This window comes from Polymorphobacter megasporae (assembly GCF_018982885.2).
GTDB lineage: Bacteria > Pseudomonadota > Alphaproteobacteria > Sphingomonadales > Sphingomonadaceae > Polymorphobacter_B > Polymorphobacter_B megasporae.
In genome coordinates this window covers 2,074,641-2,099,501 of sequence record NZ_CP081848.1, presented here as the reverse complement: position 1 = coordinate 2,099,501, position 24,861 = coordinate 2,074,641, and the positions used below count along the sequence as shown (strand labels likewise).

The 24,861-nt window shown below is 66.5% G+C and carries 24 protein-coding genes and 1 pseudogene; 15 read left to right on the top strand and 10 right to left on the bottom strand.

Annotated features, from left to right (window positions below):
- Window positions 1-113: 113 nt before the first annotated feature.
- On the bottom strand, window positions 114-1,052 hold the full coding sequence (locus KTC28_RS10015; RefSeq protein ID WP_216708770.1) for an NAD(P)H-dependent flavin oxidoreductase: 939 nt from the start codon (window positions 1,050-1,052) through the stop codon (window positions 114-116).
- A gap of 232 nt (window positions 1,053-1,284) precedes the next feature.
- On the opposite strand from KTC28_RS10015, the pseudogene KTC28_RS22765 reads away from it, so the two are divergent.
- Window positions 1,285-1,659, top strand: a pseudogene (locus KTC28_RS22765) (glycosyltransferase family 2 protein); the annotation flags it as partial.
- 631 nt (window positions 1,660-2,290) lie between these two features.
- On the opposite strand, the gene KTC28_RS22760 reads toward KTC28_RS22765, so the two are convergent.
- Together KTC28_RS22760 and KTC28_RS10005 are read right to left on the bottom strand one after the other, a co-directional pair.
- On the bottom strand, window positions 2,291-2,884 hold the full coding sequence (locus KTC28_RS22760; protein WP_255601900.1) for an SAM-dependent methyltransferase: 594 nt from the start codon (window positions 2,882-2,884) through the stop codon (window positions 2,291-2,293).
- Window positions 2,884-3,996 carry an acyl-CoA dehydrogenase family protein gene (locus KTC28_RS10005; protein WP_216708768.1) on the bottom strand — a complete coding sequence of 371 codons (1,113 nt, stop codon included), beginning with the start codon at window positions 3,994-3,996 and terminating at the stop codon, window positions 2,884-2,886. The genes KTC28_RS22760 and KTC28_RS10005 overlap by 1 nt, the downstream gene beginning before the upstream one ends.
- Before the next feature lie 2 nt (window positions 3,997-3,998).
- Here KTC28_RS10005 and KTC28_RS10000 point away from each other — a divergent pair, with 2 nt between their 5' ends.
- On the top strand, window positions 3,999-4,757 hold the full coding sequence (locus KTC28_RS10000; RefSeq protein WP_216708767.1) for a PIG-L deacetylase family protein: 759 nt from the start codon (window positions 3,999-4,001) through the stop codon (window positions 4,755-4,757).
- On the opposite strand, the gene KTC28_RS09995 is transcribed toward KTC28_RS10000, so the two are convergent.
- A complete protein-coding gene (locus tag KTC28_RS09995; RefSeq protein WP_216708766.1) occupies window positions 4,663-5,799 on the bottom strand; it encodes an MFS transporter in 1,137 nt (378 codons plus the stop codon). The two genes, KTC28_RS10000 and KTC28_RS09995, sit on opposite strands and share 95 nt — an antisense overlap.
- Window positions 5,800-5,899: 100 nt before the next feature.
- Between KTC28_RS09995 and KTC28_RS09990 the strand changes: the two genes are divergently transcribed.
- Both KTC28_RS09990 and KTC28_RS09985 read left to right on the top strand, forming a co-directional pair.
- Entirely contained in the window at window positions 5,900-7,102 is a 1,203-nt protein-coding gene (locus tag KTC28_RS09990) for a hypothetical protein (protein WP_216708765.1), read from the top strand.
- Window positions 7,099-8,340: a cysteine desulfurase-like protein gene (locus tag KTC28_RS09985; RefSeq protein ID WP_216708764.1), complete on the top strand. Its 1,242-nt coding sequence runs from the start codon at window positions 7,099-7,101 to the stop codon at window positions 8,338-8,340. Before KTC28_RS09990 ends, KTC28_RS09985 begins: the two co-directional genes overlap by 4 nt.
- A 578-nt stretch (window positions 8,341-8,918) precedes the next feature.
- Here KTC28_RS09985 and KTC28_RS09980 read toward each other — a convergent pair.
- The 3 genes from KTC28_RS09980 to KTC28_RS09970 are packed head-to-tail and all read right to left on the bottom strand — an operon-like array spanning window position 8,919 to window position 12,162.
- Entirely contained in the window at window positions 8,919-9,377 is a 459-nt protein-coding gene (locus KTC28_RS09980; RefSeq protein ID WP_216708763.1) for a TadE/TadG family type IV pilus assembly protein, read from the bottom strand.
- Complete coding sequence (locus tag KTC28_RS09975) at window positions 9,374-9,925, bottom strand: TadE/TadG family type IV pilus assembly protein (protein ID WP_216708762.1); 552 nt, start codon at window positions 9,923-9,925, stop codon at window positions 9,374-9,376. The genes KTC28_RS09980 and KTC28_RS09975 overlap by 4 nt, the downstream gene beginning before the upstream one ends.
- Window positions 9,922-12,162: a pilus assembly protein TadG-related protein gene (locus KTC28_RS09970; protein ID WP_216708761.1), complete on the bottom strand. Its 2,241-nt coding sequence runs from the start codon at window positions 12,160-12,162 to the stop codon at window positions 9,922-9,924. Before KTC28_RS09970 ends, KTC28_RS09975 begins: the two co-directional genes overlap by 4 nt.
- A 520-nt stretch (window positions 12,163-12,682) precedes the next feature.
- On the opposite strand from KTC28_RS09970, the gene KTC28_RS09965 reads away from it, so the two are divergent.
- The 10 genes from KTC28_RS09965 to KTC28_RS09920 all read left to right on the top strand — a co-directional run bounded on the left by KTC28_RS09965 (window position 12,683) and on the right by KTC28_RS09920 (window position 20,846).
- Complete coding sequence (locus KTC28_RS09965) at window positions 12,683-12,862, top strand: Flp family type IVb pilin (RefSeq protein ID WP_370647544.1); 180 nt, start codon at window positions 12,683-12,685, stop codon at window positions 12,860-12,862.
- 163 nt (window positions 12,863-13,025) lie between these two features.
- On the top strand, window positions 13,026-13,205 hold the full coding sequence (locus KTC28_RS09960) for a Flp family type IVb pilin (protein ID WP_370647543.1): 180 nt from the start codon (window positions 13,026-13,028) through the stop codon (window positions 13,203-13,205).
- 160 nt (window positions 13,206-13,365) lie between these two features.
- Window positions 13,366-14,202, top strand: a complete 837-nt coding sequence (gene cpaB / locus KTC28_RS09955; RefSeq protein WP_216708760.1) for a Flp pilus assembly protein CpaB — start codon at window positions 13,366-13,368, stop codon at window positions 14,200-14,202.
- A complete protein-coding gene (locus tag KTC28_RS09950) occupies window positions 14,202-15,569 on the top strand; it encodes a type II and III secretion system protein family protein (RefSeq protein WP_216708759.1) in 1,368 nt (455 codons plus the stop codon). The genes cpaB and KTC28_RS09950 overlap by 1 nt, the downstream gene beginning before the upstream one ends.
- Entirely contained in the window at window positions 15,566-15,814 is a 249-nt protein-coding gene (locus tag KTC28_RS09945; RefSeq protein WP_216708758.1) for a hypothetical protein, read from the top strand. The genes KTC28_RS09950 and KTC28_RS09945 overlap by 4 nt, the downstream gene beginning before the upstream one ends.
- 15 nt (window positions 15,815-15,829) lie before the next feature.
- The gene (locus KTC28_RS09940) at window positions 15,830-16,996 is read left to right on the top strand and encodes a CpaE/TadZ family protein (RefSeq protein ID WP_216708757.1); all 1,167 of its coding nucleotides are present in this window, start codon (window positions 15,830-15,832) and stop codon (window positions 16,994-16,996) included.
- Window positions 16,993-18,387 (top strand): TadA family conjugal transfer-associated ATPase, encoded by a 1,395-nt coding sequence (locus KTC28_RS09935; protein WP_216708756.1) that lies wholly within the window; start codon window positions 16,993-16,995, stop codon window positions 18,385-18,387. The genes KTC28_RS09940 and KTC28_RS09935 overlap by 4 nt, the downstream gene beginning before the upstream one ends.
- 1 nt (window position 18,388) lies before the next feature.
- Window positions 18,389-19,390 carry a type II secretion system F family protein gene (locus KTC28_RS09930; protein WP_216708755.1) on the top strand — a complete coding sequence of 334 codons (1,002 nt, stop codon included), beginning with the start codon at window positions 18,389-18,391 and terminating at the stop codon, window positions 19,388-19,390.
- Window positions 19,387-20,346 carry a type II secretion system F family protein gene (locus KTC28_RS09925; protein ID WP_216708754.1) on the top strand — a complete coding sequence of 320 codons (960 nt, stop codon included), beginning with the start codon at window positions 19,387-19,389 and terminating at the stop codon, window positions 20,344-20,346. The genes KTC28_RS09930 and KTC28_RS09925 overlap by 4 nt, the downstream gene beginning before the upstream one ends.
- Window positions 20,347-20,348: 2 nt before the next feature.
- Complete coding sequence (locus KTC28_RS09920) at window positions 20,349-20,846, top strand: A24 family peptidase (RefSeq protein WP_216708753.1); 498 nt, start codon at window positions 20,349-20,351, stop codon at window positions 20,844-20,846.
- Here the strand turns inward: KTC28_RS09920 and KTC28_RS09915 are convergent.
- Entirely contained in the window at window positions 20,828-21,103 is a 276-nt protein-coding gene (locus KTC28_RS09915; protein ID WP_216708752.1) for a DUF1294 domain-containing protein, read from the bottom strand. The two genes, KTC28_RS09920 and KTC28_RS09915, sit on opposite strands and share 19 nt — an antisense overlap.
- 164 nt (window positions 21,104-21,267) lie before the next feature.
- On the opposite strand from KTC28_RS09915, the gene KTC28_RS09910 reads away from it, so the two are divergent.
- Complete coding sequence (locus tag KTC28_RS09910) at window positions 21,268-21,918, top strand: hypothetical protein (RefSeq protein ID WP_216708751.1); 651 nt, start codon at window positions 21,268-21,270, stop codon at window positions 21,916-21,918.
- Here the strand turns inward: KTC28_RS09910 and KTC28_RS09905 are convergent.
- Together KTC28_RS09905 and KTC28_RS09900 are read right to left on the bottom strand one after the other, a co-directional pair.
- Complete coding sequence (locus tag KTC28_RS09905; protein WP_216708750.1) at window positions 21,887-22,531, bottom strand: response regulator transcription factor; 645 nt, start codon at window positions 22,529-22,531, stop codon at window positions 21,887-21,889. The two genes, KTC28_RS09910 and KTC28_RS09905, sit on opposite strands and share 32 nt — an antisense overlap.
- Window positions 22,528-23,925 carry a sensor histidine kinase gene (locus tag KTC28_RS09900; protein WP_216708749.1) on the bottom strand — a complete coding sequence of 466 codons (1,398 nt, stop codon included), beginning with the start codon at window positions 23,923-23,925 and terminating at the stop codon, window positions 22,528-22,530. The genes KTC28_RS09905 and KTC28_RS09900 overlap by 4 nt, the downstream gene beginning before the upstream one ends.
- Between the last annotated feature and the right edge of the window lie 936 nt (window positions 23,926-24,861).

Below are 24,861 nucleotides of genomic sequence, written 5' to 3'. Positions count from 1 at the left end.
GGCGGTCGCTGCCGATCGTCGTGCAGCGCGAGTTAGGAGCGCTCCGTGACAGCTTTGTTACGTTTCGATGCGTCCTCGATGACAGAATATAACTGTCGTTAACTGTGGCAGAATTACCCAAAGTTGCGTGCGCTTGCGTACTGCCCCAGTCGCGCAGTCGCCGCGAAAAACCCTGCTATCGTGTCGTCGATAATCGCCTTGACCGGCTCGACGCTGTCGATCAGCCCCGCAGTCTGCCCGGCGAGCCCGACCGACGCTTCCATGTCGCCGCCGAAATACAGGTCGCGGATGCGCGCAAAGGTGTCGGGCGGCATCAGCCCGGTCTCGGCCATCGCCGCGGTTCGAGCGGTCTTGAGCGCGCGGATGCATGGCGACGCGCGCTTGTTGAGGACGTGGGTGCCGGTCTCCTTCGCCGCGACGATCGCCGCCTTGTAGTTGGCGTGGACCGGGCTTTCGGCGGCGCTGACGAAGCGTGTGCCCATCTGCACCGCCTCGGCGCCGAGCGCGAACGCCGCCGCCATCCCGGCCCCGTCCATGATGCCGCCTGCCGCGATCAAGGGCACGTCGACCGCGCGCCGGATCGCCTGGAGCAGGACGAGCGTCGACACTTCCTCGGGGTTCTTGAAGCCGCCGCCCTCGGCCCCCTCGACGACAAGCCCGTCGATCCCAGCGGCGACGCATTTCAATGCGGCGTCGAGCGTCGGCACCGCATGATAGACGACGATCCCCGCCGCCTTGAGCGGGCCGATGAATTTCGCCGGCGACCCCGCCGAGGTGGTAACGAACTTCACGCCGCTGTCACAGATGAAGCGGACCATCGCGTCGTCCTTGAGGAACAGGATCGGCAAATTGACCCCGAACGGCGCGGTCGTCAGGTCGCGCATCTTGAGGATCTCGGCCTTGCAGTTCTCGGTCTCGCCCGACGACGTCTCGATGATGCCGAGCCCGCCCGCGTTGCACACCGCGCTCGCGAGCTGCGACCGCGCGATCCACCCCATCGGCGCCTGGACGATCGGATAACGCGCGCCGGTATGCGCGAGGACTCGGTTCATCGGTATCTCCCCAAAGGGCCAATGTCCCTCACGGGGACCGACGGCCTCCCCTCCCTTTAGGGGAGCGGCCGGGGGCGGGGAAGCCGCCGCGAGCGACCCGCCCGTGGCCGCCCCATCCCCGGGCCGACGCCATCGCGTCGTCTTTCGGCCCTGCCCTAAGCCACACGTCCGAAGTTCAATCGGAGCGGAAACGTACTGCAACTGTAACTGGAACGCATCGTTAACGCGGACCATGTGGATGTCGCGCACCCTCCCCGCCACCCCGGACCTGCCCCCCGCCCCTCCCCGCGCGGTGGCGATTGCGGTCCCGGCGCATAACGAGGCGGAGTCGATCGGGGCTTGTCTCGGCGCGCTCGACCTCGCCGCGACGACAGCCTCGGGTCCGGTTTTCACCGTCGTTCTGGTTAACAACAGCCGCGACAAGACCGCGCAGATCGCCCGGCAGTTTCGCGCGCTGGCCATGACCGTCGTCGTTGCCGAGGTCGAGCTTCCGGCCGATCGCGCGCACGCTGGCGGGGCCCGCCGCACCGCGCTCGACTGGGCCGCCGCTCTCCTCCCGCCCGATGGAGTGCTGATGACCACCGACGCGGATTCGGTCGTCGACCCTGGCTGGATCGCCGCCAACCTCGCCGAACTGACGGGCGCCGATGCGGTCGCCGGGGTCGTCGCGTTCGACGAGGCGACGCAGGCGGCGCTGCCGCCGCTGCCGTTGCGCGCGCTCGAATGGCGGCTCGCCGACCACCACGCGCGGCTCGCCAGTCTGATCGACCCGCGCCCGCACGATCCGTGGCCGAACCATGTCTGGGCGTGGGGTGCGAGCCTCGCGCTGACATTGGCGGCGTACCGGCAGATTGGCGGGCTGCCGATCGTCGCTCTTGCCGAGGACCGGGCGATGGCGGCGGCGATCGAGGCACACGACCTGCGCCTGCGCCACAGCCATGCGCCGGTGGTGTACACCTCGGCGCGGCTCCACGGGCGCGCGCCGGGAGGTTTCGCCGACCTGCTGCGGACCTATGCCGCCGACGATACCGCATTGTGCGACGCCGTACTCGAATCGACCGAGGTGCTTATCCAGCGGCTGAAGTGGCGCGCCACGCTCCGCCAGCTGTTCGAGCGACAGAATGCGCCCGGTTTCGGCGCGCAGTGGCAGGATATCGAGGCGACGGTATCGGGCCTCGCGCGGCAGCGACTAGCGCCGGCGGATCTCGCTGCCGAAGTCGCGCTCGCCGAACGGCTGATCAGCCGGCTGGAAAGCGCAGCACGTCGAGGCGATACTCCGGCGTTCGATCTTGCGCGACCATTGTCGCTCCACGCGCACCCGCTGTCGCCGCATCCAGAAATGCCGTCACCGCCGTCTCTCCATCGAGCGGATAATCCGGGGTCGGCCCGAGCCAGTGGATCAGCATGACATCGGCCCCAGGGCGCGCCATTCCGGCCACCGCCCGCGCCATCGCCGCGACACCATCGCGATCGAAGTAATAGATGATCTCCGACAGCATGATCAGGTCGAACGTCCCCGTCGGCGGGGTCGCGGGACGGCCGGATAGTGCGAACTCGACGTGGGGCAGCGCGGCGCAGCGCTTCGCCGCCGCATCGAGCGCCGCCTGCGCGACGTCGAGCCCAAGGAGATGGTCGCAGCGTGCCGCAAGCCGCTCGGTCAAAACCCCGATCGAGCAGCCGATCTCGACCGCGCTGGCGTAGCGTTCACGCGGCAATGCGGCGAGGGTCGCTGAGTATTTGGCGTCCTCATACGCGCTCGTAGTAAACTTCCACGGATCGGGATCGTGCGCGTAGAGCTTGTCGAAATAGCCTGCTTCCAACGACTTCGCCATCAGATGCGTCCTTCATGGGCGAGGAGCCACGCCGCCGCGTGATCGCGCGAGCTGTCGATGAACGGCTGGCGGAGGTAGGTTTCGAGGTCGCGCAGCACGCGGTCGAGCGGGTCGGGGGCGATGAAGGTACTCAACCCGACGTTGCGTCGCGCCGCGTCGATGCAGCCGAGCGCGAGGTCCTCGAAGGTCGCGCGGGCGAGGTCGACGTACGCATCGATCGCCGCCGGGTCGCCGCTCGCTTCGGCGCGCATGCTCGCCTCGGCGACGAGCAGCCGGGCAGTCTCGGCGCTCCCAGCGGCGCGGGCGAAGCGGGCGCGAAAGACCGGGTCGTTGCCGCGCCCGCTTGCGTTGAGACGCGCGGCATGAAGCAGCATCACCCGCTCGACCCCGCCGAGCTGGACCGCGAGGACGCGCCATGCCCCGCCCGAGAACAGGGGCGAGCGGTAGTAATCGCCCGGTCCCCCGACCGCAGCCGCGTCGGGAACGAACACCCCGGCGAAGTCGACTGTCCCGGTAGCAGTCCCGCGCATCCCCGCTGCGCGCCAGACGGTCAGGTCGATGTTGACGCCGGGGCTCGTCAGGTCGGGCAGAAACAGCCGGACCGCGTCGTCCTTATCGCGCGCGGTGACGAGCGGGCGCCGGATCGATCCCGCGCCCGAGCAATGGATCTTGCGCCCGTCGAGCCGCCAGCCGCCATCGACCTTCGCGGCACGAAGGCCGGGGCCGCGCTCGGCGTTCCATACGCCCGAGATGCGCCCGGCGGCGGCTTCGGAGGCGATGACCGCGCTCGGTCCGCCGTAGCGGTCGACGAGCTTGGCGGCATTGACGTGCCCCTCGAACAGCCGCCCGACCGTCAGGCTGGCGCGCCCGACTCCGCTGAGCAGCGTCCGCAATTCGGCGACAGGCCCCGTCAGCCCGACCCCGCCGCCACCGACCGACACGGGGAGCGGGGCGGCGAGCAGCCCCGCCGCCGCGAGCGCCGCAATGTCGCCCCCGGGGAACGCCGCCGCCTCGTCGACCGCCGTCGCTCGCGCGAAAATCTCCGCCTCGAGCGCCGGGTCGAGCGCGTCGGACACGAACGGAACATCGGCGAGGGCGGGAGCATTGCGCATGCGTGACGAACCGTTGGCCCCCGCGCGTGTTCCCGCTCGATGCTGCGGCGATTATCCGCGCCACCGGGCGGCGTCGGCTCGTGGTCGTCGCGCCGCATCCCGACGACGAAACGCTCGGCTGCGGGCTGCTGATCGCAGCCGCCGTGCGCGCGCGCGTCCGCGTCGCGGTGATCGCGCTGACCGACGGGCAGGCGTCGCATCCGGGGTCGCGGCGCTGGCCACCCGCGGTCCTCGGCCGGTTGCGCCGGGCGGAGTTGCGGCGGGCAATGGCGCGGGTCGGGGCGGGCAGCGCGGCGGTGCGCTTCATGGGGTGGCATGACGGCAATGTCGCGACCGAAGGCCATGTCCTCGCGCTTCGCCGAGTGCTGACCGCACTCGGCGCCGGGGTCGTCGTCGCCGCCTCGCCGCGCGATCATCACCCCGACCATCAGGCGGGTTGGCGGCTGAACGTCGCCGCCACGCGAGGGAGCGGCGTCGCGCTGTTCAGTTATGCGGTGTGGTCACGGGTCGATGCGAGAGGCCAGCGCGCGTACGGTCCTATCGCGGCGAAGCGCTGGGCCGCGCGGGCGCACCGCTCGCAGGTCGGCGGCTACATCGCCGACGCCGCCGATGGCTTTCGGCTGACCGCTGGACATCTCGAACGCTTCACCGGCGAGGTCGAGGTCTTTACCGCCGCGCCGCGAGGACGAGGAGCAACGCGATCCCCGCCATCGCCGCCCCCGCGACCGCGACCCATTCGTACGCCAGCCCGAGCGCGATGACCCCGCCCCCGAGCGCCGCTCCGGCCGCGTTGCCGAGGTTGAACGCGCCGATGTTGAGCGACGACGCGAGGTTCGGCGCATCGTGCGCCACCGCCATCACCCGCGACTGGAGCGGCGGCACCAGCGCGAAGGTCGCGACTCCCCACGCGAAGATCGTCGCCAGCGCCGGGATCGTCGCGTGCATCGTCCCCGCAAACACCAGCAGCAGCACCGCGAGCGCGACGAGCACGACGATCAGCGTCGGCGTCAGCGCGCGGTCGGCGAAGCGTCCGCCGAGCCAGTTGCCGAGCGTCAGCCCGACGCCGTAGACGACGAGCGCCACCGTCACCAGCGTCGGCGAGACGTGGGTCACGTCGCGCAGGATCGGGACGATATAGGTGAAGACGGTGAACATCGCCGCCGACCCGAACGCCGTCGTCAGCAACGCCAGCACCACCGGCCATCGCGCCGCAACACGGAGCTCGGCGCCGATATCGGTCTCGGCGTCGGCGGGCAGCGACGGCAGCGCGACCGCCAGCGCCGCGATCGCGATCACCCCAAGTCCCGCAATCCCGGCGAAGGCGGTCCGCCAGCCGATCGTCTCGCCGACCCACGCCGCGAGCGGTACGCCGCCGATGTTGGCGATCGTCAGCCCGGCGAACATCGCCGCGATCGCGCCCGCCGCCTTGCCCTTGCCTGCGATCTTCGCCGCGACGATCGACCCGACCCCGAAATACGCGCCGTGGCACAGCGAGGTGACGACCCGCGCCGCGAGCAGGCTCGCATATCCGGGAGCGATCGCCGACAGCGCATTGCCGAGTGCGAACAACGCCATCAGCCCGATCAACAGCGTCTTGCGGTCGACCCTGCCGGTCGGCAGCGTCAGCAGCGGCGCGCCCGCGACGACGCCGAGCGCATAGCCGGTGACGAGCAGCCCCGCCTTCGGCACCGACACCGACAGCCCCGCCGCGATAACCGGCAGCATCCCCATCGGCGCGAACTCGGTCGTGCCGATGCCGAACGCGCCAACGGCCAGAGCGACGATCGGCCAGTTCGGCTTCATAGCGGTCCTTTGCGGGCTGGGTGCGGTCGTGTGCGGGTGCTCGTGCGGACGGCAACGATTGCCGGTAGCGGTCGGCTTCACCGTGTTGCATGAAATGCGGATGACCGCAGCATTGTCCCGACTCGCCCTCGCCGCCGCCACGGTCCTCGCGACCGCCGCCGCCGCTCCCGCACCGCAGACCGAGGGCGGAGCGTACACCCGCTACGAGCTCCTCGCTCCCGACAGCCACAAATTCCGCATCGTCTACGAGATCACCGCGACGACCCCGGGAGCGACCGCCTACTACAACCCGGTCCGCCCCGGCAGTATCGCCAGCGACGAGCACGTCACAGACCGCGCGACCGGCAAGCCATTGATCTTCAACGAGGTCGACGGCGCGGTCGCGAAAGCCGGGGGCGTCGCCGATGCCACGCCGGGGAGCCGCTACATCGCGGTCACCCTCGCCCATCCGGTCCCCGATGGCGGCGGCGGCGGACGCATCCTGATCGACAAGACCTACGAGGACGCCAAGAGCTATCACCGCGACGGCGATGCGATCGTCTTCGACCGCCCGCTCGGGATCAAGCGCAACACCGTCGTCCTCCCCGCCGGCTACCGGCTCGCGGCGTGCAACGTCCCGTCGCAGGTCCTCCAGCAGCCCGACGGGCGGATCGCGATATCGTTCGTCAACACCTCCCCCAGCCAGGCCCCGCTCATCCTTCGCGCCACCCCCGGTGCGGTCCCCGCCGGACCATCGAGCCTTGCCGCGAAACTCGACGACCGCGCCGCGCAGAGCCGCGAGATCGTCTATTACCTGCGCCAGCCCGAGACCCACAGCTTCGACCTGACCCACGATTATACCGAGACAAAACCGGGGGTTGCGGCCTACGTCAACATCGTCCGCACCGGCAGCACCGCGAGCAACCCGTCGGCGCGCGACCTCGACACCGGCGCGACGATGCCCCCGGAATATATCAAGGGCGCCGCGATCACCGCGCTCGAACCCGACGCGTCCGACGTCACGCCCGACACGACGGCGGTCGTCTTCCGCTTCCCCGCGGTCGAGCCCGGCACCAGCCGCCGCCTGCGCATTGCCGAGACGTACACCGATCCCGACCGCTACGGGCTGAGCGGCGACGAACTCGTCTGGCACCGCAGCTTCGGCCGCCCGGCGAATGCGATCGTCCTCCCCGCGGGCTGGCTGCTGACCAATTCGTCGGTCCCGGCGGCGGTGACGACAATTGCCGGTCGCGTCCGGCTCGACTTTGTCAACCCCCGCACCGACGAGATCGACACCGTCGTCACCGCAAGGCGTGCCCGATGAGCTTCCCGATCGACGCCGTCCGCGCCCGCTTCCCCGCGCTCGCCGCGACCGACCAAGGGCGCTCCCGCGTCTATTTCGACGCTCCCGGGGGCACCCAGGTCTGCGCCCCCGCAATCGCGGCGATGGTCGCGCACCTCGAACGGGGGACCGCCAACTCCGGGGGCAGCTTCGCCAGTTCGGTCGACACCGACCGGACGAGCGCGGCAGCACACGCGGCGATGGCCGACCTGATCGGTGCCGATCCGGACGAGATCGCCTTCGGGCCGAACATGACGTCGCTGACCTTCGCGGTTTCGCGGGCGCTGGCGCAAGACTGGCAGGCTGGCGACGAGCTGGTCGTCACCCGCCTCGACCACGACGCCAACGTCTCGCCGTGGCTGCGCGTCGCCGACGATTGCGGGATGACGGTGCGCTGGATCGACTTCGACCCCGCGACAGGAGTCCTCGACCTCGCCGCGCTCCCCGGCTTGCTCGGGGAGAGGACCCGCCTTGTCGCGGTCGGCGGCGCGAGCAACGCCTTGGGAACGCTCAACGACATCGCCGAGATCGTCCGCATCGTCCGCGCACATTCGGCGGCGCTGATCTTCGTCGACGCGGTCCAGCTCGTCCCGCACGTCGCGACCGACGTCGCCGCACTCGGCGCCGACCTGCTCGTCTGCTCGCCGTACAAGTTTTTCGGCCCGCACCAGGGCGTGCTGTGGGGCCGCGCCGCGCTGCTCGAGACGATCGCGGCATACAAGGTCCGCCCGGCGAAATCGCTCCCCGCGGCGTCGCGCTTCGAGACCGGGACGCCGTCGTTCGAGGGTCAGGCGGCGGTTGCGGGAACGATCGACTATCTCGACTGGCTCGGCGGCGAGATCGGCGACCGCAGCAACGACCGGCGGTCGCGCCTCCGCGCGGCGATGGCGGCAATCGCGGCGTACGAGGCCAGCCTCGGCGAGCGCTTCCTCGCCGGCCTCGCGACGATCGAAGGCCTTCGGCTGTACGGTCCGCCGACGATGGCCGGGCGCGTCCCGACCTTTGCCTTCACCATCGACGGCATCGAGCCCGACGCGATCGCCGCCCACCTCGCCGCCGAGGGCATCTGCGGCTGGTCGGGCGATTTCTACGCAGTCGAAGTCATCGCGCGTCTCGGTCTGGCGCAGAGCGGCGGCCTCGTCCGCCTCGGACTGGCGCATTATTCGACCGCCGAAGAAGTCGACCGGACGATCGCGACGCTGGCGGGGATGCGGCGCTAAAGCAGTATTGTTTGCCGTTATCGTCATTCCCGCGAAGGCGGGGACCCATCACCCCAACTGTCCGTGGTGATGGGTCCCCGCCTTCGCGAGGATGATGCTCGTTGTATAAATAGGCGCTCGATGCCCGGGCACGCGAGGCAGCGGTTCTTGCAGCAGCGGCCGGTGCAAACACTGCTGTCCTACAGGGGCGTCAAAGCGATATGATTGGAGCTTCGAGTCGAGCCGCGTTGGTTCGGCAACGCGCTCTTTCTCATTGTTGGTCGGGACGAGTGACCCAACTGCGCTGCCTTTCCTGCTCCCCTCCCCTTTCGGGAAGGGGTCGGTGGTGGGGCAGTCGCCGCAAACTATCCCTCCGAGAACTCGCCACCCCCGGGCCGTCGCAAGCGCGACGTCTCTCGCCCCTCCAAGGGGAGGGGAAGCAGCGCGCGAGCATAAAGCTGCACGTGCGAATCAACGTTCAATACCGTGAACTTCGTGTGACCTTTCAACCCGCAATGAGGGTCGCCATCTTCAATTAGCAGCTCAATCGCAATCACGGCGCGGCTCAAAAGACGCCATTCCGGTTCAGCCTTACCTTCTCACGTCTGGTTCGGAAAGCATGCATTTGTTACCAGGACCGGGTTCGCACCGAGCGATGTCAATAACTTCGGCACGGCTGTGCGAAACGTCAAAGTCAGCGTGACAAGGGCGAAGCCGGTCTGGCCGCCGCAGGACCCGCTCGCAGTCACGGCAACGCCCGCCGCCGGGATCGCGACGCTCAAGCCGAGCGCGTTGGTCTGGGCAAAAGTCACGGCCTTGGTCACGTTGGGAACGCCGCCGGTTGCACATTGGCTCTGGTGAACCCCGAGGCACCGCGCGGTGGCGACGGCAGTCTGCTGCATCGCATTGCGCGTCCATAGCAGCCGCCCGAACTCGATCCCGCCGAAGAGCAGCATCATCAGCGGCACCAGAACGAGCGCGAACTCGACCGCACTCGACCCCGACCGGACACCGCGCGATCGACGGGCCGCAGCAGCAGGCGACGACATTCGCGTCATCCGGTCTGCACCAGCGTGCTGACGCTAACCGTCCCGCTCTTGACGATGCCATAGCCCGAGAACAGCGGCGTGTGCGCCCGCGACGCCTGGATCTGGACGAACTTACCGGCGCGCAGACCGCTCGGACAGGCGTTACCGCAGGTGACAGGCGAGCCCCAGACGAGCGTTGGCGTCGCTGTCGGGCAATAGCATTGGTCGGCGTTGCTCGCGGAGCCGGACGGAGCCAGCGCGACGCCGAGCACGACCTTCTGGCTCGGGCCGTCGTTCACCACCACCGCCGCATCGGCATAGTGCGTCGTGCCCGATCCCGAGACGATGCTGGCCAGCGCGGTCGCCAGCGCCGCGCCCTTGGCGCTCGAGACGTTCGCCTGGCTGACCAGCGCATAATTGGCCGCCGCCGACAGCGTGTTGTCGAGCTGGAACCGCTTGAGCAGGACCGCGCCGATGTCGAGCGTCCCGGCAAACAGCAGGGCGAACACCGGCGCAATGATCGCGAATTCGACCGCGCTGGCCCCGCGCCGATCGCCAAGGACGGAGCGCCGTCTCACTGGACGAGCACCACCGAGCCGCTGCCGCTCGAGTTCCCCGCAATGCAGGTCGACGCCAGCGTCGAGCCGCCGTTGAGCAGCACTTCCTTGCCGATCAGCTGCAGGCACTGCCCGGTGGCGTTGCCGACGCTCGCCGCGCCGTCGAGGCGGACGCTGCCGACCGGGAAATAGACCAGTCCGCTCAGCGTCGTGCCGCTCGATCCCTCGGTAAAAAAGGCGCCTCCGGTCAGCGAAGCCGGGCCGATGATCGCCATCTTGGCGGTTGCCCCGGTAGTCGGGGCCGACAGGATGACGTTGGCATAACCCGCCGCGACACAAAAGGATTGGCCGGCACAGGTCCCCGTTAGTGCCGCGCCGTTCCCGCCGACGATGAGGCTGACATTGTTGGCGAGCAGCCCGGTCGTCGCGCCGTTGCAGGTGACGTCGCCGCCGCCGTTCGCGCCGATCCCGACCGAGCCGTAGACGGTATACACCCCTGCGCCGAGGACCGTTGCACCGGCGGTCAGCAGGCTGCCCTTGATGTCGTGCTGCGCCGCCGCGGAGACGACGGTGCAGCTCCCGCCGCCGCTGGCGATGTTGAAGCTGCCGCCAATCTCGAACACGCTGTTCGTGCCCGTGGCATCGCCCATCTTGAAGGTCGAGCCGCCGCCGACGAGGATGGCATTGCTGTAGACCGGGCCTGAACCGACGTACGACGGCCCGATCCGGAAGCTGTTGTCGGTCCCGGCATTGCCGAGGATCAGGGTCGACCCGCCTTTGACGTCGAGCCCCGAGTTGAGCGCGAAACTGCTCGGTCCACCGAAGATCGTCGAAGCCGCACCGCTGTAGAAACTATATTGCGCGCCGTCGTTCGCCGCTGTCATCCGCCCTATGCTGAACGACCCGGCGGCAAAGGTGACGACTGCGCTGCCCGCGGTCTGAAGGCCCCCGGTGAGCGTCGCGCTCAGTGGTGCCGAGCTGCTGCCGAAGGTCATCGTCCCATAGGTGCCGACGTTGAGCAGCCCCCCGACCTTGAGCGAGGTTAGCGCGTTCAACGTGATGCTGGTGCTGACGGTGAAGTCACCAGTCACCGCGATCGTCGACTGGGCACCCGTCACCGCCGCCGTTGTCGCCAGCGTCCCGATGACGTTGAGCGTCCCGCTGCCGAAGCTCGCCCCGCCATAGCCGATCGTCAGCCCCTGCATGAAGGTGAAGGTGCCCGGGCCGAAGTTCATCGACGCCCCCGTGGTCACCGGCTGGGCGAAATTATACGTCGTCCCCGCCGATCCGGCGAAGGCCACCGATAGCCCGCCGCCAACGGTGAAGGCGTTGAAATTATGCGGTCCCGACGGACACGTCAGCGTCCATGTCGACCCCGACTGGCTCGCGGTACAGCCCAGCGCGATCGCCTGCGTCTGGGTCGACGAGGGGTTATAAGCAAGGTCGATGTCCTTGAACGTTCCCGTTGGCGTGGCAACAACCGGTGCGGCCGGACTAGCCGGTGCCACCAGCGCCCCGGCCGTCGTCAGCCGTCCTCGCGCCGCCGCGATATCGGCATTACTGGCAAGCGGATCGGGCGTGCTCTTCTTGGCAATCACCACCGTCGCCGCAGTGCCGTCGGGGCCGAGAACACCACCCGGACAGCCCTGGGTCAACGTCGTATTGTAGCTGACCCCGGCGCTCTTGATCCCGGTTCCGCACGGCACCGAAACCGCGGCATCCGACGCGATAACGCACCCTGTCGCGGTCACCTTCGTCCCGCCGGTCAGCGAAACACCGCCCGCGCTCGGCGACAGCGCGAGGATGCACGAGCCGACCGACGGGCGAAGTTCGGCATACGCCTGTGCCGGCACCGCGAGCGTCGCCGACGATCCGACCAGCCGCGCGAAGATCAAGGGCACGCTCGTCGTGACCGTCACTCGAACCGCATTGGTGTTCGCGGCGCCCGTCGGTGACGGCACGATCGCAGCCGTCACCTTTGCCGCAGGAATGCCGTTGAGAACCGCGACCGCCTGCGCCGCACTGGTCATCGCGGTCGTCGCGGTCGAGGCCGACGTCGCCGCATTATAGGCGACGGCACCGGCATAAGCACTCAGGTCTGCAACGCGCTGGTTCTCGACCTTCTCGAGGACACCGTGCCCATATTCGACGACAAGACCTGCGGTACCGATGAGGCAGGGCAGCGTTAGCGCGGCCAGTAGGCTAACAGCACCCCGGCGCTGGGCAAACAGCCCGGCCAAAAACTCGACAAAACGCATACAACTCCTGCTGCAGGCGTATCGGCAATTTGTTACTATACAGTTATGCCTCGCATCACTGTCTTAAGTACCGTATGCTTTGTACGAAATCATACAAACTATGCATGGTGATTCGCGATAACGAAGCGATCATTAGGCCGGTGAACGATCGGTATATTCCAGTCGCATCAGTCATTTCCTCAATGAACTGATACCGATGTGACGATTTTTTAGTTAACACCATCGCTGGCAAACTGATCCGCATTGGTCGCTTCTCCTTGGTAGAAATTGAGGAACGCGCATTAACTATTTAATCTGGTTAATTTGTAGCAATAAAAAAACTGTTGCGGCCTCTATCGCTTTCAGCCGAGTTGGCAGTGGGTAACAGGGAATTCTCACGATCCTCGGTGTTGCAGAACAGAACGCTTTCAATCGACTGGCCTGCAGCATAGGATTCTCGCCGACCCGCGTCGCTTGCACCAATTCCGGTGCGGGCATTGTAACACGCTGCCAAACAGTGTGCTGTAGCGAGGCGTACATTATGATGAAGCTCCTGAAGCGGGTCCGTGTCAGCAAGTCCGGTGCATCGGCAGCCGAATATGCTTTGATCCTGGCGGTCATCGGTGGCGGTATCGTGGTCGCCGCTATCGCCCTGAAGGGTTCGATCTCGGGCTCCATGAACAAGACCGCCACTCTGATCTCGACCAATACGCCCACCTGACACGGATCATGAGAATTGGACGTGGCATCTCCCGCTACGTGCATGCAGTCGAACCAACCCTCTTTCATCAATATCGAAAGAGGCTCGTCGGGCAGACTCTCGTCGTTTCAACGAGGGATTACAGTATGCGCTGGAAACAGCGTCAGTAGAGGGGCGTAATAGTATGATGAAACTTTTGAAGCGGGTACGAGTCAGCAAGTCCGGCGCATCAGCCGCGGAATATGCGCTGATACTTGCGGTCATCGGCGGCGGCATCGTCGTTGCCGCGATTGCCCTCAGGGGGTCGATCTCCGGGGCCATGAACGGCACGTCGAACGTCATCACGACCAACACTCCGACGTAATCGACAGACTTCGGTCCGCGCGCACAGGTCGAAACTGCGCTTGGGCTGTCGAAGACCATCGCCCTACCCTGTCGCAAGGGCAGGTGATGGATGTAGTGCGTAGTTGCTTACTGTTGCTTAACCACAGGAATTGCCAGTAGTGCCGCAACGGTCGCTTTTCATGCTTATTGGCGCGATCGTTCTCGGTCTTCTTGCTGTCCTGCTCATGCGTACCCACATCGGAACGGGGGGTAGTTCCGGCGTCGCGACAGCCGCGATTGCTCCCCGTTCTACCCCGGTGGTTGTCGCCTCGAGTGACCTCCCGCCCGCGGCTGCGATCGACAAAACCAAGCTCAAGCTGATCGACTGGCCTGCCGACAGTGTTCCTGCCGGTAGTTTCCGGTCGCTCGCCGCAATCCCTGCAGACCGCGGGTTAATGCTGCCGATGGTCGCTGGCGAGCCATTGCTTGCCGGCCGGATGACCGGCGGCACTGCGCGCCCCGGCATCGCTCCCAGGATCGCCGATGGCATGCGTGCTGCCACGGTGCGCGTCACCGACGTCACCGGCACCGGCGGCTTTATCCTGCCCGGAGCGCGCGTCGACGTTCTCATCACCCAGGCAGCGACGCAAAGCAACACGCCGTTCAACGACGTCCTGTTCGAGAATGTGCGGGTGATCGCGGTCAACCAGGACGCCAACGAGGCCAAGGACAAGCCCGAGGTTGCACAGACCGTGACGATCGAAATCAGTCCGGTCCAATCGCAAAAGCTCGCACTCGCCCAGACCGTCGGCACTGTCAGCCTCGTCCTGCGCAATCCGGCAAACGCCGCCTCCGGGCCGATCACGACGGTCCATGTCAGCGATCTGCGTGCAAGCCCCGCAACCTCGTCAGCCGACCATGCTCCGCGCCGGATTGTCCGCGTGAGCCGCCGCGAACCTGTCGCTACCGCAAGGACAAGCATCGAAATCGTGCGCGGCGTCGACCGTGCCACCTACCAGATCGCGCGGAGCCAATAATGCCGGTTACATGTTCACCGGCCCGACGGAGCCTGCTCGCGTCCGCGCGGCGCCAGCATAAAGCGGGGTGTCTCGCGCTAATTGTTGCCGCCGTATTCGCCTCGATTAGACCGGCGTCGGCGACGGCACAGGTCGCCAGCCTTGCTGGGCTGGCGGGTCAGCAGTTGGCCGTCGTCCAGGGCAAGAGCCAGCTGCTCCGAATTGGCCGCCCGTTCGCTCAGGTGCTCATCGGCGACCCGGCGGTCGCCGACATCCTGCCGATGAATGGCGACACGCTGTATGTCCTGGGCAAGAAAATCGGGACTACCAACCTCACCGTCTACGACCGCAGTCATACACTCGTTGCGGTGATCGATCTCGCTGTCGGCCCGGATGCGGCGGGACTGCGGACGCAGCTCGCGGCGTTGCTGCCGGGTGAAAAGATCGGCGTTCGTCCGACCAGCGATTCACTCCTGCTGGAAGGGACCGTATCGAACGCCGTCGTCGCCGAGCGCGCTATGCATCTCGCCGAAGTTTTCGCGCCGGGGAAGGCGATCAACTTCCTCGCCCTTGGCGCACCGCAGCAAGTCCTTCTCGAAGTCCGTTTCTCGGAAATGCAGCGGAGCACGGCGCGCTCGCTCGGTATTCGCACATTGGCGCTCTCGAACAGCGGCAACTTCTCCTCGCAGACCGGCAGCACGAGCACCGATTCGACGGCGACGATTGGCGGTAGCTTCGGCATAGGCGCGGTCAACATCAACGTTGCCCTCGATGCGCTCGAGCAGAAGGGCCTGGTTACCACCCTCGCACAACCCAACCTCGTCGCGCTTTCAGGAGAAACCGCATCGTTCCTCGCAGGCGGCGAGTTTCCCGTGCCAATCGCATCGTCGCCTGCAACCGCCGGAGCGATCGCGACCATCACCGTTGCTTTCAAAGAGTTTGGCGTCAGCCTAGGCTTCACCCCCACGGTGCTCGCCGACGGCATGATCAACCTCGTCGTCGCGCCCGAAGTCAGCGCGATCGATCCCGCGGCGTCGATCACGCTCAACAGCATCGTCATCCCGGGGCTGCGCACCCGGCGGGCGAAGACCACGCTCGAACTGCGTGACGGCGAAAGCTTCGCAATCGCCGGGCTGATCGGTGCCGATTTCGCCGATACGATCCGGCAGGTTCCGCTGCTCGGTAGCCTACCGATCATTGGCGCGCTGTTCCGCTCGACACGCTTCGACCGCAGCGAAACCGAACTCGTCATCACCGTAACCCCGCACCTTGTTCACCCGGTGAAGCCCGAGGCGCTCCATCTGCCGACCGAACAATTCCGCGCACCCGACGAAGCCAGCCAATTCCTGCTTGGCGCCCGCCAGGCGCCCCATGAGGTCAAGCCATGATCCTGATCATCGCCGCCGCCAGCTTCCTGTCGACGCCGCTCGCGGCATTCAATGCCGATCCGCATCTCGGCGACGCGACGCGCGCCAATCTAGAGGCGATGATCGTCCCGCCCGGCCCTCGCGGCCCGGCAATCGAAGGCGGGAACGGCGTTCTCGCCGTCGGCGCAATCCGGCGATTGGAAGGCGATAAGGTCAAGGCTCCGGCTCGTGCGACGACCTCGACGGTCGGAGCGTCCGGTGGATAGCCGGGCAGCACTCAGATGAGCGCGCTGCCCATTGGCATGCCCGAAGCGGCCAGCGACCGGCTGCGGACGTTGCGTGTCGCCGTCGTGGTCGATCCCGCGACGACGTCGCCAATTCCGGCAGTCGCGCTCGCGTCGGCCAATCTTCATCTTCACCTCGTTCCGCTCAGCGAACTCGACCCGGCGCTGCCGTTCATGCGTCAGGCCGACGTCGTCATCGTCGAGGTGAGGCTCGATCGGCCGGGCGAAATCGAGACCTTCGCCCGCGTCGTCTCCGAGCAGCCGCGTCCGGTGATCGCCGCGGCCCGTGCCCTCGACGCGTCGGCCGTGCGGTCGCTGATGCGGGCGGGTGCGGTCGATGCGGTGGCGCTCCCGCTCGATGTCCGCGACCTCCACGAGGCACTCGACGCCGCGCGGCGGACGCTTTCCACGCGCCCGCAGGCGGCGGCAAAGGGCCGGATCGTCAGTTTCCTCCGCGCGGTTGGAGGCGCTGGGGCGACCGCGATAGCAACCCAGATCGGCTGCCTGTGGAGCGTCCGCCAGACGACCTGCCTGATCGACTTCGACCTGCAATTCGGGGCGGTTGCGCTATACCTCGATATGCAGCCGCAACTTGGCATGCTCGACTTGATCGAGGCGCGCGACCGGCTCGATCATACGCTGTTCGCGACGATCACCGCGCAGCATAGCTCGGGCCTGACGATCATCGCGGCACCGCGCGACATCGCCCCGCTGGAGTCATTGACCCCGGCAATCGTCGCACAGATCCTGACCCTCGCGGCGCAGACGTTCGAGGTCGTGCTCGTCGACCTGCCCGCGGCGTGGACGCCGTGGTCGCTCGCGGCGCTGGCGCATTCCGATGCGGCGTGCCTCGTCACCAACCTGAGCGTGCCGGGACTGCGCCAGGCGCGGCGGCAGCTCGATCTGATCGAGGCCAACGGCGTCTCGGCACCGCTCAAGATCGTGCTCAATCGCGTTCCCAAGACGCTGTTCCGCACCATCGACATGGGCGACAGCGAGCGCGTCCTGCGGCGGCGGGTCGACTACACGATCGCCAACGATTTCGCGACGATGACGAGCGCGATCGACCAGGGGCGGCCGATCGGCAGCATCCGGAGCCGCTCGCCGCTTGAAGCGGACCTCATCGGCCTGATCACGGGCCTGACCACGGTGCTTGCAGCATGATATGGCCGACCCGCAAATCGTCGCTCGTGCCCCCGCTCGTCGTCCAGCCACGCCCGGCGGCGCCAGCGAGCGTGCCGGCCAAAGCCGCGGCTTCCGCCATCGTCGCGCCGCAACGCGAGCGGCGGACCGATCTCAAGGTCGACCTTCACCAGCGGCTGATCGAGCGGATCAACCTGTCGGCGCTCGACACGATGAGCCGCGAGCAGATCGCGGTCGAGGTCAGCGACATCGTCCAGGACATGCTCGTCGAGCAGAACCATGCGCTAAACCTCGCCGAACGCGGCGAACTGATCGAGGATATCCTCGACGAGCTGCTGGGCCTCGGGCCGCTCGAGCCGTTGCTCAAGGACCCGACGATCACCGACATCATGGTCAACACCTGCAATGTCGTCTTCGTCGAGCGGAGGGGCCGCATCGAAGAGGTCAAGACGCGCTTCAAGGACGACCGCCACCTGCTCCGGATCATCCAGAAGATCGTCGGAGCGGTCGGACGCCGGGTCGACGAGAGCTCGCCGATGGTCGACGCGCGACTGGCCGACGGCAGCCGGTTGAATGCGATCATCCCGCCGCTCGCGGTCGACGGGCCTTTGCTCTCGATCCGAAAATTCTCGAAGACGCCGATCGATATGTCGAAGCTCGTCGGCTATGGCGCGCTGCCGCAGGAGGCGGCCGACGTGCTGCTCGGCGTCGTCGAGGCCCGGCGCAACGTCATCATCTCGGGCGGGACCGGATCGGGCAAGACGACGATGCTCAATGCACTGTCGGCAGCGATCGACGGCACCGAACGCATCCTGACGATCGAGGATTCGGCCGAGCTCCAGCTCCAGCAACGCCACGTCGTCCGCCTCGAAACCCGGCCGGCAAACATCGAGGGGCGCGGCGAGATCAACCAGCGCGAACTGGTCAAGAACGCGCTGCGGATGCGGCCCGACCGCATCGTCCTCGGCGAGATCCGCGCCGGTGAGGCCTTCGACATGCTCCAGGCGATGAACACCGGGCACGACGGGTCGATGACGACGGTCCACGCCAACACGCCGCGCGACGCACTCAGCCGCATCGAGCAGATGATCGGCATGAGCGGGATCGACATCAGCCCGAAATCCGCGCGCAGCCAGATCGCGGCGGCAATTCACGTCGTCCTCCAGCTTGCCCGGCTGAGCGACGGCTCGCGCCGCGTGATGTCGATCAGCGAAGTCACCGGCATGGAGGGCGAAACCGTGCTGATGCAGGAAATCTTCCGCTACAAGCGCACCGGCATGGGCGACGACGGTAAGGTCATCGGCCATTTCGAGGCGACCGGCATCCGCCCGAAATTCATCGAGCATCTGATCGCGCGCGGCATCCATCTGCCACCGCATCTGTTCGATCCGAGCCATAAGATGGGGACCTAAGGTGGCCGCCGCGATGCCCAATTGGGTGACTCTCACGGCGTACGCCCTCGTCTTCTGTGCGACCCTGTTGTTCGCCGACTTCGCAATGGGGACGATCAGCGCGCGCCGGTCGAAGCAGGCGGTCAACCGCCGCCTCGGCCTGATCGCCGCCGGCAAGTCGCGCGTCGAGGTCATGCAGCTTCTGCGCCCGCAACGTGACGGCGCGACGCGTGGATCGCTGTTTGGACCCGTCGTCCGCTGGATCGAACCCAAGCTGACCCAGGCGGGAATGCGGATCAGCGCGCAGCGGATGCTGGCGATGATGGCGATAGCCAGTGCGTCGATCGGCGTCGCTTTCCCGCTCGCCGCACAACTGACGACGCAATTCAATTCGGTGTCGACATTGCTCCTTCTGGCGATCTTTGCGATCGGCGTCGGCTTCGCGATGCCGATCTTCTACCTCAACATGCGGGCGGCGAAGCGGATCAAGGAGTTCGACCGGCAGTTCCCCGTCGCACTCGATATCTTCGTCCGCGGCCTTCGCGCCGGCCACCCGGTGTCGGCGGCGCTCGACCTACTGACGACCGAGATGGCGGACCCGTGCGGATCCGAGTTCGGCATCGTGATCGACGAGGTCAATTACGGGCTCGACCTGCGCGAGGCGCTGACCAATTTGAGCAACCGGATCGGCAGCCAGGACGTCCAGATGTTCGTCGTCTGCGTCGCGATCCAGAACGAGACCGGCGGCAATCTCGCCGAGATCCTTGAAGGGCTGACCAAGGTCATCCGCGAGCGCATGGGCATGGTGATGAAGGTCAAGGCACTGGCGAGCGAGGGCAAGATGACTGGCACGATGCTGTCGATCCTGCCGCTGTTCACCTTCACCGTCGTCTTCACGAGCTCCCCGGAATTCTATCTCGATGTCGCCGGTGATCCGTGGTTCATTCCCGGCGTCGGCATCATCCTCAGCCTCTACACCCTCGGCATCCTGACAATCCGCAAACTGGTGGACCTCAAAGTATGATCGCACCGATCGTCGCGCAGGGACTGTTGATTGCAGTGGTGTTTGCCGCAGGATGCCTGTTGTTTCTCGGTCTTGCGCCGCTCTTCGCCAACAAGGTCGACCTGCGTCACCGCCTCGCAGGGACGACCGCGCCGACCGCCGCCCCGCGGGCAAGCCTGCGCGTCGACCAGGGTCCGTCGCTGGGATCCCGGTTGGTGCGCAGCATTGAAAAGCGCGGTGTCTCACTGGCCGACAGCAAGCCGGGGGTTCATTCCGAAAAGCTGGTCCAGGCGGGCTTCACCCAGCCGCATGCGGCGCGTCTGTTCATGCTCGTTCGCACAATCCTGACCCTCGTGCTGCCTGCCGTTGGCGCGACGATCGTCCTGCTTACCTCCGACCCCAAGCCGATGAAGCTCTATATGATCGTTGCCGGGCTCGCTTTCGCCGGACTCTATCTGCCGGGCTTCTACGTCGGCAGCCGGGCCGCATCGCGCGGCAAGGCGATCCTCAACGGTTTTCCCGACACGCTCGACCTGATGCTCGTCTGCGTCGAGGCGGGGCTCGGCATCGACGCCTGTTTCACCCGCGTCGGGCAGGAAGTCCGCCGGTCGCATCCGCTGCTCGCCAACGAGTTTGCCGTCGTCGCGCTCGAGCTCCGCGCCGGTCGCAGCCGGGAGGACGCGCTGAAGGGGCTGGTCCGCCGCACCGGGGTTGCCGAGATCGGCTCGTTCGTGACGCTGATTATCCAGTCGGACAAGCTCGGGTCGAGCATCGCGCAGGCGCTCAAATGCTATGCGATCGAAATGCGCGAGGCGCGCAAGATGCGCGCCGAGGAAAAGGCGCACCGCCTGCCTGTGCTGATCTCGATCCCGCTCGTTGCCTTCATGCTGCCGACGATGATCGCGGTGCTGATCCTGCCCGGCGCGATCCTCGTCAAGCGCGACCTGCTTCCGAGCTTCGCCAACGCGGGCAAATAATCGTGTTCGATCAAGTCGCAGCCGCGGCGGCCCTCGCCTGCGTCGCCGGCGCGGCCTACGCCGACGTCCGCCATTTCGAGATTCCGGACGGTTGGTCGATCGCAGTTGCTGCGCTGTTTGCCGTCTTCGCGGTGACTGCGACGACGATCGAACCATGGTGGGAACATGCTGCGGCGGGGGCGATCGTTTTCTTCATCGGCGCATTGCTGTTCGATCGCGGCTGGCTAGGCGGCGGTGACGTCAAACTGCTCGCTGCGTGCGCATTGTGGGCGGGCTTTTCGGGCTTGCCGTTACTGCTGCTTGGAACCGTGTTCGCCGGGGGGGCCATGGCGGTGATCGCAGTCGTCGGCCGCAAGCTGGCAAGGCCGGGGGCGACCTATCCCGCGTTCCAGCACAATGGACCGCTTCCTTATGCGGTCGCGATCCTTGGCGGCGCGATCCTCCTCGCGAGCGTGCCGCCGCTATTACCGCCGGCGCAGGCTCAGACGATCGCCAGATAGAGCGCGCCGCACCCGAAGACCGCCCCGAGCTGCAGTCCGAAAATCAGCAGCAGCATATCGGCGAACGGCTGCTTGCGCGTCTTGTGGCGGATGACACGTTGCGCCAGCAGTGCGCCGATCGAACCGCCGGCAGCCGCGAACATCAGCATCCGGAATTCTGGAATTCGGTACAATCCCGCCGCCGATCGCTCCTTGTCTTCGGCAAAGAGGAAGAACGCACCGGCGTTGATCAACAGAAAAAACCCGACGTACGCCATCACACAATCGCCTTAACCGAACGACCGTATTTTATCGCAGCCGAGCGCGCTTTCAAGCTGAAAGGAAATAATTAAGCAGCTTTCGTAAGTCTTTAGACCACGATAAGGTAGAGTTACCGGAAGATTTACTGCGCCTGGCTGGCGGTAGAAATGAGATGTTTGCGATGTCGAAAAGGGCGTGGTGGTTGACCGGAGCGGTGGCGGCCGCCTTCGTCCTGCTGACGCTCGGCGACATTTTGTCGACCTTGGCGTCGTTACGAAATGGCACCGGCGTCGAACTCAATCCCAACGCCGCGCGGGCCGACGGCGGCATCCGCATCGGCTTTCTCGTGCTGAGCAACGCGCTTCTGCTGATCCCCCTGCTTGGCGCATTTGTCCTCGGCATCGGCCGCGCGGGGACGGTGCCGACGGCGGTCCTGACCTATTGGTGGCGGCACGTGTTCGACATCTTCTTCATCAAACCGCTCGATCATCGCGCACGGACTAGGTCGCCCTTGCGGCTCGTCACCGCGACGATGACCTTGCTCAACCTCAAGGTCGTAATCCTTGCCAACAACCTGCTTGCGGCACATGGCATCGTCGGGCCGGTGTCGCTGCTCGCGTCCGCCTGCACGTCGATCGGGCTGACCGGCGGCACCCGCTATTGGACGGCGTACCTCCTCCTGATCCTGCCGTGCTACGTCGCGGCGGTCGGCATCGGCGCGCGCCTGCTCGCGTTCGCCGCGGCACCGGGCCGAGCTTCACTCCAGCCCTCAGTAATCTTCGGCACGCCGCCCGGTCCGCTCAAAGCAAGCCGCGGGCGCGGGCGCGGCTAGCCGCATCGGTCCGGTTTTTCGCCCCCAGGATCGTTTGCACATGGGCGAGGTGGGTCTTGACCGTCGCCGGCGACAGGGCGAGCGATTGCGCGACTTCCTTGTTCGACAGGCCATTCGCGACCAGCCGCAGGACCGCGATCTGACGGTCGGTCAAGCCTGGGCGATCAGCAGGTAGAGCAGACTTCGCCGACGGACCGGTGTCGACACGCGACGCGGCGATCTCGGCAAGACGAGGCGGCAGATAGCGGCCGCCGGCAGCAATCAGGCGGAGCGCCGCCTCAATAATCTGACCATTCGAAGTCTTCCCCGCGAAGCCGGCAATTCCGAGATCGAGCAGGTCGAGCAGCAGGCGGTCGTCTTCGGTCCCGGTCACGATGAGGATCGCAGTTTCCGGCGATGCCTCGCGAATTCCGCGAACCCCGACAAGCGGCGACGCGCCGGGCATCATCAGGTCGACGATCGCAACGTCGGGCTGGCCCGCAGCGGCGGCGGCCCATGCGCTCGTGAAGTCGCCGACCTCGGTCACGGCAACATCGGGCCACGCCATGCGAACGGTCCCCGCGAGCGCCTCACGCATCAGGACATGGTCGTCGGCGATGAGGCACGCCTTCATGCCGCAAGTTCGCCGTGCCGCCTGGCAGACGACGCGACCGACGCAGCGCCGAATTCGAGATAGAACGCCGCGCCGCGTCGCCAGCGAGCATCGAGTCCGGCGCTGCCCGCCATCACGATCGCCAGCCGGCGCGCCGATGACAGGCCTAGACCGAAGCCGTTGCGTTGCGCCGCGCCGCCCGTCTCGGCCTGGTAGTAATCGTCGAAGATGTGCCGGGTATCGATCGGCGCGACGCCGACACCGTCGTCGATAACCCACAAGCGAACGATGTCGCCCTGCCGTCGTGCCCCCAGCAATATTCGTCGCCCCCGGCTATGCTGGATCGCGTTGTCGATGAGGTTGCCGAGCGCGCGTTCGATCAGAGGCGGATCGAGCAGGAGCGACAGCCGTGCGCCAGTGGTGCGCAGGGCGATTCCCGCCGCCGCCGCCGCCGGCGCATACTGCGCAGCAACCCGGGCGAGGAGCGGACCGACCGCGACCTGCGATCGGTGCGGGTCGACCGCGTCCGCCTCGAGCCGAAGGTGGCCGAGCATGTGCGACAGCAGTTGATCGGCGGAGGCGAAGGCGCGGCGGACGCCTTCGATCGCCTTCGCCCGCGCGAGGTCGTCGGTCGTCCGCAGGCTCTGGTCGAAAAACAATGCAGCCGCTGCAAGCGGTTGGCCGAGATCGTGCGACGCTGCGGCGATGAATTTGGTCTTGGCATCGCGCTCGGCCGCCACCTCCGACAGCAGCCGGTCGAGCTTGCGCGCGGCAGCATCGCTCGCCAGCCGGGCAGCGACGGTGGCGCGGACCGTTCCCGCGACCCGGTCGCCCAAAATGAGCATGACGATCGCGAAGCCGAAGATATAAAGCGCGGCGAAGGTCGTGAATTCGGTCCCGCGCGTCGCGAAGAAGGCACCAAGCGAGCCGATCACCCCGACGGCACCGCTGCGATTGGCCAGGCTATTTTCTGGGCTGCAGATCAGCTGCACCGGAACGCATCCGATCAGCGGGATTGCCAGCAAAAGCTGACCGTCGAGGCGGAGGAAAGGCATTACCCCCCAGATCAGGCCGAAGCACGCCAGGTGGCTGCCAAGAATGATGAAGATCGCCAGACGGCTCCACACGCGGACGCGCTCGGCGTGGCCGGCACGACGCGCGACCATGACCACCAGTCCCGCAACCCATAAGAGGACGAACGCCGCGGTATAGATCAGGAGCGGCATCGTCAGCGGGGGTGGCGACGCCCGGATGGTCGCATAGCTCAGGACCGACGAGAGCACGAACAGCCCGAGCGACAGGATACCGGCGGTAAGCATTGGGCGCAGCGGATGCGTCACCGCATAGTCACGGTCGACTTGTTCAAGACCCGGGCTGACCGCGTCGCGCAGGATGTTCGGCATGGATCGCGCCATGCAGCGACTTTCGCCGGGAGCCCGCAAAAGGTCAAACCGCCGTTCGGCCATCGGCCATCCGGCTCCACCATCCGGCCGATACCGGCGCCGCAGAGTGGGCGGTACGAGTGTTCAAGAAATTGAATAGTTAACGTCCGTACATCCGGAAGCAGCCCTTTGACCGTCGATAGGAGAGTTAGAATGATCCGCCCAATACGCCGCGCGACCCTCGCGTTTGCCGGCACAGCAAGCCTAATCATAGGCATGGCCCCGGCCCACGCCGGCTATTCGGTCAGCACCTTCGCCAACACAGGACGCAGCTATAATCGCGGCTGTGCAGCGCTCTATAACTCAGGCCGGACGGGTGCCGGCTTCATCAACAATGATGGTGGCGGCAGCAATTGCGACCCGAGCGCATACAGCTCGTTTCAGACCGTTACGGTCAGCGGAACGACCGACACCACCGGCACGCTGACGCGGGCGAACGATTATTCGAGCGTGGTCAGCGTCACCGGCTTGCCGGATACGGCAGTCGCCACATCTTCAGCCGACCTCGCAACGGCCAAGATCTACCTCACTGCTTCCGCCGCCGGCCCCCTCGCCGGCGCGAACGCGAGCGCGCAACTCGCCGACACGCTGCATTTCACGATTGCCGGCGCGAACGCGAGCACGATCACCTACGTCCCGGTCAGCTTTGCCTTTTCCGGCACGGTCGCCACCACCGACTATGATCACGCCAGCGCCGAGCTCGGCTACGGTTTCTATTTCGGCGGTGCCTCGGCGTATGAATTCGGCGATTACGGCGCTGGCTATTACGGCGGCAATTACCGCTCACCGACATTTGTCTATGCCTCCGATCCGCGGGTCGGCGGCTGGGTCTCCTCGTCGTTCGCCAGTTACACCCCGACCGATACGCGCTTCTCCGGCGTTTATGCGATCACCGGCGCGACAGCCGAC